General features: G+C 56.7%; 9 protein-coding genes and 1 pseudogene. 2 read left to right on the plus strand and 8 right to left on the minus strand.

The window, feature by feature from the left end; genetic code table 11:
- Window positions 1-62: 62 nt before the first annotated feature.
- Window positions 63-1,106: a GDSL-type esterase/lipase family protein gene (locus ACLI1M_RS11025; protein ID WP_248099969.1), complete on the minus strand. Its 1,044-nt coding sequence runs from the start codon at window positions 1,104-1,106 to the stop codon at window positions 63-65.
- Window positions 1,107-1,757: 651 nt separating this feature from the next.
- Here ACLI1M_RS11025 and ACLI1M_RS11030 point away from each other — a divergent pair.
- Window positions 1,758-2,950, plus strand: a pseudogene (locus ACLI1M_RS11030) (IS1249 family transposase).
- Between the two features lie 329 nt (window positions 2,951-3,279).
- Here the strand turns inward: ACLI1M_RS11030 and ACLI1M_RS11035 are convergent.
- The 5 genes from ACLI1M_RS11035 to ACLI1M_RS11055 form a co-directional block, all read right to left on the minus strand.
- Window positions 3,280-4,293, minus strand: a complete 1,014-nt coding sequence (locus ACLI1M_RS11035) for an alpha/beta hydrolase (protein WP_023020077.1) — start codon at window positions 4,291-4,293, stop codon at window positions 3,280-3,282.
- Between the two features lie 137 nt (window positions 4,294-4,430).
- Window positions 4,431-6,125 carry a hypothetical protein gene (locus tag ACLI1M_RS11040; RefSeq protein WP_411706577.1) on the minus strand — a complete coding sequence of 565 codons (1,695 nt, stop codon included), beginning with the start codon at window positions 6,123-6,125 and terminating at the stop codon, window positions 4,431-4,433.
- A gap of 53 nt (window positions 6,126-6,178) precedes the next feature.
- Window positions 6,179-7,159, minus strand: a complete 981-nt coding sequence (locus ACLI1M_RS11045; protein ID WP_023020079.1) for a decaprenyl-phosphate phosphoribosyltransferase — start codon at window positions 7,157-7,159, stop codon at window positions 6,179-6,181.
- A complete protein-coding gene (locus ACLI1M_RS11050; RefSeq protein WP_023020080.1) occupies window positions 7,152-7,667 on the minus strand; it encodes a phosphatase PAP2 family protein in 516 nt (171 codons plus the stop codon). The genes ACLI1M_RS11045 and ACLI1M_RS11050 overlap by 8 nt, the downstream gene beginning before the upstream one ends.
- Window positions 7,657-9,609: a glycosyltransferase gene (locus tag ACLI1M_RS11055; protein ID WP_301733060.1), complete on the minus strand. Its 1,953-nt coding sequence runs from the start codon at window positions 9,607-9,609 to the stop codon at window positions 7,657-7,659. Before ACLI1M_RS11055 ends, ACLI1M_RS11050 begins: the two co-directional genes overlap by 11 nt.
- A 106-nt stretch (window positions 9,610-9,715) precedes the next feature.
- On the opposite strand from ACLI1M_RS11055, the gene ACLI1M_RS11060 reads away from it, so the two are divergent.
- The gene (locus tag ACLI1M_RS11060; protein WP_248099965.1) at window positions 9,716-10,978 is read left to right on the plus strand and encodes a hypothetical protein; all 1,263 of its coding nucleotides are present in this window, start codon (window positions 9,716-9,718) and stop codon (window positions 10,976-10,978) included.
- Here the strand turns inward: ACLI1M_RS11060 and ACLI1M_RS11065 are convergent.
- Entirely contained in the window at window positions 10,975-11,562 is a 588-nt protein-coding gene (locus tag ACLI1M_RS11065; protein ID WP_248099964.1) for a three-helix bundle dimerization domain-containing protein, read from the minus strand. The genes ACLI1M_RS11060 and ACLI1M_RS11065 overlap by 4 nt on opposite strands.
- 65 nt (window positions 11,563-11,627) lie before the next feature.
- Complete coding sequence (locus ACLI1M_RS11070) at window positions 11,628-11,828, minus strand: DEAD/DEAH box helicase (protein WP_248099963.1); 201 nt, start codon at window positions 11,826-11,828, stop codon at window positions 11,628-11,630.
- Window positions 11,829-12,130: the final 302 nt, after the last annotated feature.

Below are 12,130 nucleotides of genomic sequence, written 5' to 3' on the forward strand. Positions count from 1 at the left end.
AAAGTCATAGACAGGGATTAATGGCTATTTCCATCGCCTGCCTGTTGACCCATTTGGATGCCTTAGCGATAAGTTTCGGCAATACGCCTACCATAATATCCGTGCCCGGCATCAGTGAGATGCCCGGCCAACTTATGCGGTGAATCGTCAAAGATCGAGGCACCATAACGTCCAGGATCATTAGAGCACCCATTCTTGCCACTTTGAACGGAAATCTCGGCGACCATATCCAGAAACTCACTTCCCGTATGCAGAGCGGCCAATCGTTGCTGTTCTCGCACTTCATCTTGGTAATAGGCCACAAGTGGGAAATACCAGTGACTGGTAACCCCTAGAAGATTAGAGCCACACGTATGATTGTGCCCATCTGTTTCATCTGGGATTCCCAGAAGAATTACTTTTGCGTTGGGGGCGACGCTTTTCACACGGTTAATAGCACCTGTCATTGCCGCATCGTAACGAGCCATTCGTTGGGGCTGTGTAGTCATTGATGGCAAGTTATTTGGCTGGTAAGTGTCGTTAACTCCAGCACTGATAGTCACCAGCCGCGTATTCGCATCGAGCTTACGATCCGCTATTGCTCGCTCAACCTGCTGACGAACTGTGTCATGTGGGATTGCATCATTTCCGTGCGGTTCGACGTATGCAGTCGCTCCCGGACAAGAATAGTCCTCTAGGCGCAGGCCAGTACGCTTCGCAGCCTGAACTGCAAAGTTGTTAGGATCCTGTGCGCAGGAGCCATTGCGAATGGTTGGCCACTCAAGATTCGGGACGTTCTTTTTAGTCTTGTATACCGCCACGTCTAGTGCTGTAGGGTTGGCCGCTACGGAGTCGCCAAAGCTCAGATAGGTTTCCCGAACGTTTTGGTTCACTTGAGGCTTTGGTTGGAGGTTTTTTGGTGCCGCTGGAAGCGGTGGCATTTGCGGCAACGGGGGAAGCGGTGGCATTTGCGGCAACGGGGGAAGCGGTGGCATTTGCGGCAACGGGGGAAGTGTCGGCGCTTCTTGAGGTAACGATGGTAAAGAAGGGGCTGCCTGTGCAATTGGCACCCCTGATACCCCGATGGCGAGCGCGACTATTACACCGCAAATTTTTCGTATCTTCATTGGTCCTCTTCTCAAGGTTAAAATTGACTGGCCAATCTTTGAAAGTACCACAGTGGCACTATTTATAGTTTTTCAGCTTTCGTTAAAATGTTACACGTCATCTCAAAGTTCCTCAGGGATATTCTGTATAGCTTGTAACTTTTTTAGAAATCCCTTTCTGCGCTGTATCCCATGTCTCCCCATTACTTGCTAAATCTCCTCGCACTGGAGCACTAAATTTGCGCGGATTCCACTACATGCAAACCATAAATGCTTGAACAGCGTTCGGAAATTCCTCCGTCTTTTGAGCAGAAGGCGTGTCTAGTTTGTAAGCATGCATTCGAGTTGACACATTGGAATATCGCTTTGGCGGTGCACTGCTCCTTAGTAGGGCCGTTTTTCGTTCAATGCACCGGAATGGCACCTACACGCGCTAACTGACTGCTAGTGCGCTTTACCACTGATACCAAAATTCCCTTGACGCTCTCTTTACGCTGTTCGAATAAAACGGGGGTTGAGAGTCACAATGCATGTCTAAGATCAGGTATTTTTAGATTCTGACCTGTAGGGTTTCGCAGGATATATGCTTCGCGGGCGTATATCTGAGCTTCAGATGCGAAATCCACGATGCGGTAGCCAACCCGTGGTAATAGGCGGTGGTCTGGTGGCCCAATGCCAAAGGATCGACCACGTTGCCACTGCGGCGGCGATACCAAATGCAAAGGAACTACCCGAAGGCGGTGTAAGGCCTGCGGAGTTTCAGTCAATAAAAGCCGACCAGATGTCACCAAAGCTGCCGCATTGAGCCAGTTCATCGAACATTGCATCTCCACAACTTCACTGGAAGCTTTGGCTACACAAAATGGTGTCAGTGCTTCAACAACGAAACGACGCTTTAGCTGGTGCTGGCTTGTAGATGTTCCCGACCTCATCGTCGGTCATACCGGGCGGATCTATGACCAAGTCTTTATCGACGGCACCTACACCGCCAGCAGATGCTTAATCGTGGCCGGCACCCTAGACCACGTCATTGCCTGCCACTGGTCCAAGCGCGAAACCACCCATGCCTACACACAGTTATTGGAACGAATATCAGTGCCTTCAATCGCCGTCATTGACGGCGAGCAAGGAGCTGCTAGCGCCATCAAACAGTGCTGGCCTACCACTGTCATCCAACGCTGCCTGGTGCATGCTCAGCGTGTGATACGCCGCTATACCACCTCACGTCCACGTACTGATGCTGGGTGCCCCATCTACCAACTGGCACCCAAACTCACACGCATTACCACTATCGACCAAGCCAGCCAATGGGGCGCACAACTGAATGGATTCGCCTCGGTCTACCGCACCTGGTTAGAGGAAAAGACCCTCGTCAAAGACCCCAAACAGTCCATTGAACGCATACGTTGGCCCATGCAAACGTGCGCAAGGCCTACAACAGCCTGGCGTAGCGACCTGCTGCTTGTCTACCTCACCCCGCCTGAAGGAGTCGTTGATACTCACGAATATAAGCCACCACCAATAGTCTCGAAGGCGGAATCAACCCCCAGTTGAAATTACTAGCGAGAACAAACCGCGGACGACGCGGAGAACGCCAACGCCGAATGCTCGAGTGGTGGCTCTATCTAAAAGCAGAACTGCCCGACGAGCCACTACGCATCGCCAAGCAGTCCCACTGGGGCCAAGACCAACTCGCCAAAGTATCCATCCTGACCCACACCGAGAACCAAGCCGACCACGAAACAGGACGACCAGCCCTCTACGACAACGGTATCGACACCGAGTACACCCACTCAATCGGCATCCAAAAAGGCCAAATCCAATCCCAGCGACACGCCGAGCCAGACACACATTTTGACCCTTAAGCCAAGTTCTCCTCAAAACATCTCGTATCCCACAGGAAATTTTTATCTGGTACGCACGCTACAAGGCGAAACGGCGGAACTCGTGGTGCTATTACTGCTCCATCAATTTGATGGCTATGACCGCAAATAAAATCGGACTAGTCGCGTAGAACCATACCCGTGTCCACTCAATCAGATGTGGCAAGAGGCGACCCCCGTAGGGCCATTCAGATTCATACCAATTCAATATAGCGAGACCATGATTGTACTGCGATCTTCAACTCTAGCTGTCGGCCTTTAGTTATAAGGACACTGTTCAAACAACCAACTCTAGTAAATGAACTACTGCGCTACCACGCGTTCATCACGTTCAGAACTTGAGGTTTAGAGCGATTAAGCTGATAACCAAATTGTTCCCAGTTGTGCAGGCCTTGGGCTGGGTAGCTTACAGTCGGATTTAGACCTTGCAGCCGCGCAGCACCTTCCCACACGTGAGTAGTCACGTTAGACCCGACCTCTAAGGCTGCCCCAGCGGCTTGATGCTCTGGCAGATAATGGCTGTCCCCAGGACCAGGAATACCAGAGGCCGAAGAAATATATAGATTAGTGTTACGCAATTGAGGGATCAGCAACAGCGGATCGTTTTGGAAACGCTTCGGATTAAACAGCGATCCGTACATTGCATTGATATTGAAGCCACCAGCATCCAACATAGCCAGACGCATGAACGTCTGTGCCCCCGGAACAGTGGTAGTCAAGAAACCGGAAAAAGACAGCGCTTGCCGGAATTGATTCGGGTGCTTCGCTGCCAGGGTTAGCGCGGCACCAGCGCCCATCGACAAACCCGCAATAGAGTTATTGTTACGTGCAACGCCGAAGTTTCGCTCCAGATAGCCTGGGAGTTCGCTGGTCAGAAACGTCTCCCATTTATAATTAACGGGGTTTGATAGATCGTAGGTCGCAGGCCCCTGCCAATCAGCATAGAAGGAAGCGGCACCGCCAACCGGCATAGCCAAGGTAATGTTGTGCGGCTCGTAGGTCCTTGCAGCATTGACGTCGTTTACCCACGCGTTGGTGCGATCGGTGGCACGGAGACCATCAAGCAAATAGAGGGCAGCATTGCCGCCGCGCTTTGCGGGCTGGATCTGTACCGGGATGGTGCGGCCCATGGCCTGGGACCAAACGTCACAGCGCTGGACCCACCAGGCAACCTTGTCCCACTCGCACGTACCAGTGGCGTCACGGCGCAGCCAGTCGCGGTTGGCTGCTTCTGCCGGCTGGGACCCCGCCACGACGGCTAGGCCCAAAGCTACGGCAACTGCCATGATGACTGATAGGACGCGACCCTTGATGGAAGCAGTCATCTTTCTCCTCCAAACTACTCGGTGATTGTCACTAAGCTCTATCGTCCGAACCCTGTATATCGTTAACGTCACGGATCGATAACAATGTCACAGGTTAGTGTAACTTAGGTTGGCCCTAAAGTCTGCATTTGAAGGAATTAGTGCAGGTAGTCCGAGGGATCCGAGGAGAAGGCTAGGGTCCGCCCGTCTGTCAGGGAGAATTTAATATTTTTCCAGAAACGGTCCCAAGTTAAAGGATCCCTGTAGGTAGCGAAGAGTTTCTGAAAATCGGCGTCGTCAAGAGCGGCGCGAGCCTTGGCAACCTCGTACTTATCAATCCACGCCGGAACGTCGTCAATATCGACGGCAGAGTCTGCCACCTGCCATGACATGTCCAAGCTCTTGTCGTGCCCAATGCGCCCACCCTCGATGCGTGGCTGGCGCGCCGCCAAAGGATTGCTGAGTCCAATATTGTCCAGCACGCGAATATCCAGCGGTGCATTCATGGAAGAAAGGCCCAAATTGAGCAGGTAAACGGTGGGTGGGTCGGTGCGCGAGGGATCTGCGGGGGCGGCCATCCACGAAAACCTATCTTCACCCTTGATATAGCGGAAGGTCATGGCGTCGCCGGCCTCCAGCTCGTCGATACCTTCCTGGTAGTCCTCCATAAACTTGGCACCGAGGAATTCTTCGGCTCGCCTGGGAGGATTCTCACGCTGGGTCGCGTAGGTCCAGAAATCGCGCTCATCCACGATGGAGATCTCGCCCTCGTAGATGCTGCGGTCCACCGGATGTCCGCGCAGAACGATAACTAGCGCCCATACCGCACAGAAAACGGAGGCTATCCATACTCGAACGCTGACCACAAAAATGGGAAGCAGTGCCGCAAAAAGTGGGAGCAAAAGCATGCGGCCGTGCATGAAATCTCCTCCCACGCGCAGCACGTAGAGCGTGTGAATGAGCGCAGTGCCTTCAAAGAGATAAATAGCGGTGGCAGTAGAACGCACCGCGGTGGGGCGCAGATTTGCCTTCCATAGACCTGCCACGGCGAGCACGATAAGCGGCAGGAAGAGCCAGTATGGGCCGACAAAATCCGCCAGGTAGGTAAACCCCTTGCCCCATTCGGCCCCAGCCGCAGACTTAGCCACGGCCGTGTGCGGGGTTAGTAGACCGTAGTAGCCCATGCGGAAAATCTCATAGGCCAACGGCAGCGGCACCGCGGCGGCAAGAATCTTCCACGAGCGGTGGGATACAAGAAGCACGATTCCCACCAGACCGCCGTATAAAGCGAGCTCTGGGCGCACCAGCCAGGACAATCCGGCCCAGAAGGCGAGCCAATAGGCATCGCTATTGCTCCCAGAGTGGCGGCGCGGGCGCGTCCAACGCAGCAAAAGCCGCCACAGCATAGCGAGATAGAAGATGCACAAGCCCCATTCCAGGCCAGAGGTAAAAAAGTCTCGGGCCGGCGGCAGGGCCAGATACACTAGCGCGCCGGCCGGAAGAACGGCGCCAGTGCGCATGCTTGCCGCAGCGCCCGTACCGACTACCATTGCCGCGACCGCCAGAATGAGCCCCAAGTAAATGGCGATGCCTTCTAGGTTTGCGTGGGTCACCCAGCGCACCAGGAAAATGAGGTACTGCCACAGCGTGGAGGTATTGGCCTCTACGCGTTCGCCCATATTGAACACGGGCTCATTTCCGGCTTCGAGGTTGCGCACGGTGCGCAGGACAATGAGTCCGTCATCGGAAATCCAGCGGCGCGCAAAACCGCCCCACAAAGATAAAACACCGATCACAAGAACGACCGCCGGGGTACTCCAGCGGGCGATACTCTTGTGGTCGGTGTTAAGCACGGGAAGAAAGTTTATCAGCCCCGCGGAAAATTTCTATATCGATTCAGCTGTGTCTAGAACAACGGCATGATATACACCGCCATGGCGATGCAAGCGAGCCAAGCCAAAGCGAGAACCTGCAAAGTGCGGTCCTCCAGTGCAATCTCATCCGGAGCGCCACCCTGGCCGCGGTCCACATCGGCCGCATAGCGCAAGATGGCGATGGTAAACGGCACCATGGAGACTTGGTACCACACGCCACCGGTCTGGGCATCGTTAGCAAGCTCGAAGCCCCAGAGGGTGTAGCAGATAACCACCGCGGTGGCGGCTAGCGTCCACACGAAGCGCAGGTAGGTAGGCGTATAACCTTCCAGGGACTTGCGGATTTTCGCGCCGGTTTGCTCCACAAGAAGGATCTCCGAGTAGCGCTTGCCTGAGGCCATAAATAGCGAGCCAAAGGCCGCCACCAGCAGGAACCACTGCGAAAGCTCGATGCCTGCAGCCACGCCACCGGCCATGGTGCGCAGCATGAAGCCGGAGGAAACCAGGGCGATATCAATCACCGGCATGTGCTTCCAACCGAAGCAATAGCCCAATTGCAACGCGATATAAATCGCCATCACAATTGCCAGCTGCGGGCCAGCGGTAGCAAGGAAGGATAGCCCGATGGACAAGCAGATGAGCACCACGGCCATGACATAGGCGAGCTTGATGGGCAGCACGCCGGAGGCAATCGGGCGGAAGCGTTTGGTCGGATGCTCCTGATCCTCGCGCCAGTCCTTCGCATCATTGATCAGGTAGATGGAGGAAGCGCCGAGGCAGAAGACGACGAAGGCCAAGAGGACATCGACAAGCACGCGGCCGTGAAATAGGGCATCGGCGCCGGCCGCGGCGGGGGCCGCCAGCACGAGAACGTTTTTGACCCACTGCTTGGGACGCAGGGCCTTAATCATGCCATCGACAAGATTCTTCGGCGGCTTGCGCTTGCGGCCGGTATCTACGCCAGAGGTGTGCGGTTCCGAATGGAAAAAGTGCTGGTTTCCATCATCACTCATGCTTCATTCCTTTCATCACGACCTCTGCGGTAGCAGCGCCGATGGCCGCACCCACTGCCGTATCTGTTGGGTAGTGCACTCCGAGGACCATACGCGATGCCATCATGACTGGCACGCCGAGAAGCGGCGCCTTGCAGCCGGTAAGGCGGCTCGCCGCCACCAGGAATGCAGTAGTCGAGGTCGCGTGCGAACTGGGAAAAGATAGCTTGGAGGGAGTCTTTACCCCCACGCGCACGTACGGATAATCGGGGCGCTTGCGGCGCACGATGCGCTTGAGCACCACGCTAGCGGCGTGCGCGAGAAAAGCAGCAGCGCCCACCCGGATCCAGCCCTCGCGGCGGCGCTTGTCGACGCCCGCCCCTACCGCAGCGCTGCCCATCCAGCCCAGGGCATGCTCGCCCCAGTGGCTGAGCCCGCGGGCGGTAGGAAGCACGCCGGGCACGTCAAAGGCCGCACCCTGGATGGATTCGAGGACGCGCGATTCTGCTACGGAAAGTTTATTGGGCATCAAAGACCTTCTTCCAGGACTCGCGCGAGGTCAGCTCCGGCTGCGCCGCACGGTATTCAGCGCGCAGGTCATCGAAGTTTTCCTCGATCTCCTTCAGTAGCTCGCGGGTCTGCGATACGAGGTCTTTGGCCAAGTCGCGGTCGCGCTTACGGAAGGCCACACCGGTGCCACCTGCGGTAGAGACGGTGGCAGAGTCCACGCGGGAAAGGGTAAACCACCGGGCCTCGTCCGGAGTGAGGTTAAGCTGAGGCGCCTCGTGGTGCGCAGCGTCTTCCTTGCTCACGAGGTGCTTGAGGCCCTTGATGGCCCACGGGATCTTCTTAATCTTGGCTAGGCGGCCGCCGATATTGCGCGTAGGCACACCCGGCGCGCCGGTGGGAGAGGGCAGCTCATCTGCGGATTCCAAAATAACAGCATCGGAATAGTTCTTGCGGATTTCCGCGATGCGCGGCAGCGAGGACTCCAGGATGTCAAAGAGATGGTCCGGCCCCGCTAGGAAGTCGCGCATAGCTTCAATCTGGATGGCCATGGTGGAGTATTCCATGCACATGGTGTGCTTGAGGGTGGACTTGAAGATGGACTTGGTAATGCCCTTGGCCGGTCCCTCGTGGTACATCGCGGCAACGATGAGGCGGTTGCGCAGGTGGAAATAGGCCTGCCAGTCAATGGCATCATCCTTATCGGCCCAAGCCATGTGCCAGATGGCGGCACCTGGCCAGGTCACCGTGGGGAAGCCATTGCGCGCTGCGCGCAGGGAATACTCGGTATCGTCCCACTTGATAAAGAGCGGCAGCGGCTGGCCGTTGGTTTCTGCCACAATGCGCGGGAAGAGGCACATCCACCAGCCGTTGTACTCCACGTCAACGCGGCGGTGCAGCGCGCGGGAATCGTACTTCTTGGGATCTAGGTGAGTTTCGCGGGTACCGATGGCGCGCAGCGGGTACTTGGCAAAGTCGTGGTCGTAGACGGCGTGCGGTGCCGCACCCCACATGAAATCGGCACGGTTGACGCGCTCGCCGGTAGTGCGCAGCTGGGAGCGCTCCTGCAGGTTAAGCATTTGGCCACCGACGATAATCGGCTTGGCAGCGTAACGGGCCGCTTGCACCGCGCGCAGCACGGAATCCGGTTCGATGGCGATGTCATCGTCCATATAAAGGATGAAGGGCGAATCGGTATTTTCCAGCGCCTCGTACATGATGCGGGAGTAGCCACCGGAGCCGCCCAGGTTGCCCTGGCGGAACTCGCGGAAGCGCTCGCCAAAGTGAGCGACTGCCTCGTCATAGCCTGGCTCATCAGCAGGGTGCTGGTTGCCTTGGTCCGGCATGAGGACGAAGTCGATGATTTCATCGACTACTGGGTCCTCGGCCAATGCCTTAAGGGCTGCTACGGCATCGGTCGGGCGGTTGAAAGTGGGAATGCCTACCGCCACGCGCTTGTCTTGGGCCGGCTGCTCGGTGCCGTCCGGCAGCACCTGCGGGCCGGGGGCGTGGGGGGAGCACCAGGCGGCGTCGGCAAGCGTGGTGTCCTGCTCGGCGGTGATATCGAACCACAGCCAGCCGCCGTCCTCGAAGTTTTTGAGTGGCAGCTCGAACTCATGGTGGCCGGTGCTTACCAGGTGGTTGGCCACGGAAATGCGCTGGCCATCCTGCTTGGAGCGGTAGAGGGAAATATTTGCCTGGCCCTCAATGTCCAGGCTGAGGATAACGGAGCGCAGCTGGGACCAGCGGCGCCAATAGGAGGCCGGGAAGGCGTTGAAGTAGGTTTCAAAAGAGGCTTCCTCGCCGGCCGGGATGGTTACGGACGTGCGGTTAAACCAACTGAGGCGTTCGCGGTTTTGCTCGGCCTCGATGAGGTAGAGCATCCGCACATCAAAGGGCTCGCCGCGCTTAGGCAGCAGAATGCGCTGCAGGGGCTCATGGGCCTGGGTGTTGTTGGCAGTCACGATAACTTCGATTCTCCAAACGGTATAAACAGTAGTCAGCGATTTAGCGTAGTTGCTTTTGCATAAGTACTACGGTTTACACGCGGAGCCCGTAGGATGGAACATCATGAGATGGGTTCCTTGCGCGGCAGTAGTAGGTCTTTTTGCTGCAGCTAGCGCACCCGCCGCCCTCGCGGAGGACAAGCCCGCGGTGGATTTTTTGGACCACGCCCAGATTCTAAGCTCTTCGGACGAAGAGGCCGTGAAATCACAAGCGCAGTCCATGCACCTTCCAGATTCCGTGCACGAGGTTGTCTACGCCACGTATCCGAATTCGGGCGAGGATTTTTCCCGCACCCTGTTGCATGACTTGGCGCGCGAGCACCCACAATTCATCAGCAACGGTGAGCTGCAGAAGAATGTACTCGTTATCGCCGTGGGCTTTGAACCCAATAGCATGGCCGTGCGCTGTGGCGCCCAAGTGTGCCGAGACATCAAGATTTATGACGCCGGCCGCGTGGACGGCATCCTGGATCAGATGCGGCCGGCGCTGGAGGACGATGACTATACCGTCGGCATGATCTTGGCCACGCGCGCCGCCGCGGATCCGACCGTGCGCCGGCAATATGCGCAGGAGGCGCCCACGTGGTCTATGTTCATTGCCACCACGTCAGTGATCGTGGTCCTCGCCGCGGTGGGGCTCATTACTTACTTGCTCACCCGCCGCGCCCGCCTGCGCAAGCGCTTTGACTATATTGCGGGAGTTCGCGATAGCGCCGAGGAGCTCATCGAGCGCACGGAGGCGCGCATTAATGCCCTGCAATCCCCCTTGGCGGGCGATTCCCTCAGGGTCCAGTGGCGTTTCCTAGTCAATCAGTACACCGATGCGCGGCCGACGCTCAAGGCCTTAGAACACGTCCAGGACTTTTCCTCGCATGCCGCCTCCATCAAGGAGTCCTATAAGGCGCTCAAGCAGATCCATACGGCCGCAGCGCAGATAGATTCCCTGGAAAAATTCTGCGACGGCGATACTGCGGTACGCGCCGGCGAGACGCAATGGCTGCTTAACGACGCCCAAACGGCCCTCTCCCGTCAACCCGACAACGCCAGCCTCCGCCAGATGACCCAGCGCATTAGTAACCTATCTCAGGACCTTTCGCGAGATGACTTTGACTTCGCCTTCGCTCGCCTCTTAGAGGACTACCACCCACTGGTGGGTGCGCTGCCAGAAAGGCTATATCCACAGCGCGACCGCCAGACTCCCCCGCTATTGGGCACGCCGGAATGGCGCCCCGGCATGGGCACGCACTATATGCCCTATAGGTTTGCGGGCTTCTGGGTGGCCAACAACAATGTCTCCTCCCAGCTACCGAACCCGTATCGCTTTTAGGCGTTAACCGGCTCAGTGACCGGATCAATGCCCAGCTTATTGAGCATGTAGAGCACGCGGGCTTCGAGGTCATCGGCCAATTCGCGCGCCTGCTCTACGGTATCCGCGGTAGGAATATCCCAGATTTTGATGTCTTTGCCTGCCTCATCGCGTTCGACCTCACGGCCTAGGAACACGATATAATCCGGCATCGCTACCGTCCGCACCTCATCAAGGTACTTATTTGGAGCCTCACCCATACCGCGCTCGTTCATGACATGGGCGAGGTGGCCTTCTGCCTCGTTTTCTGGGTGGGCAACGGCGGTATCCACAAAGAGGGCCTCGCCGGCGTGCTTGCGGGTCAGTTCCGCCGCAGCCTGGGCCAGCGCATTATTAGTACCGGCGGCAAAGCGGATATGAAGGCGGTGAGCGCCGAAGTATTCACGCACCTCACGCTCCACCAATAGCGGCACGAATTCTTCGAGCTCAGCCTTCTTGGTGTGCTTGGCAATAACCTCATCGAGCTTGGCATCGATTTCTGCGGCGGTGTACTCGTGGCCGTAGTTTTCGTGCAGATCCTGACGCAGGGTTTCAAACTGGTTCATTGTTATCCCCTTTCTCGGATTATTGTCCCGTTTGCTAAGTATTAACCTGACGTTAACTTTACAGGTTAACGGTGGGTTAAGTCAAACGGTTGGGTTAAACCCAATAGTTTTCTGCACCGAAAATGCGGGAAGGCCCGCCGGGAGTTCCGGCAGGCCTTCTTGGACTGTTCCTTCTTTTTATCGGGAATGCGCGATGCACGGCTACGCAATTTTAGATGCTCTTGCAGCCGCTCCGGCGACATTTTCCACATGCGGCGATCAGCCATACCGTCACCTCCTTTCCTGAGAGGTGATCAAGCATAGCGCTTAGTGGCCACGCTCCCGCTCAAGCGCCTTGCACTCGTTCCAGAACGGAGCCAGCTTGATGTCGAACATGCTCAGCGCGGAGACGATAACCATGCACATGTCGACATCGACAGACGGCCCGAGCCAACACGTTTACAAGCAGGAAATCGGCCACAAAGTGCACATCAATCCCCTGCTTTAGCACCGGATCTGACCGAACACGTCAGCAAGTCATGCGCTTTTGAAGCCCGATCCCCACGAAAACCAAACCACTCTCGGGCAA

It is taken from the genome of Corynebacterium sp. LaCa54 (assembly GCF_046717495.1).
Classification (GTDB): Bacteria; Actinomycetota; Actinomycetes; order Mycobacteriales; family Mycobacteriaceae; genus Corynebacterium; species Corynebacterium kefirresidentii.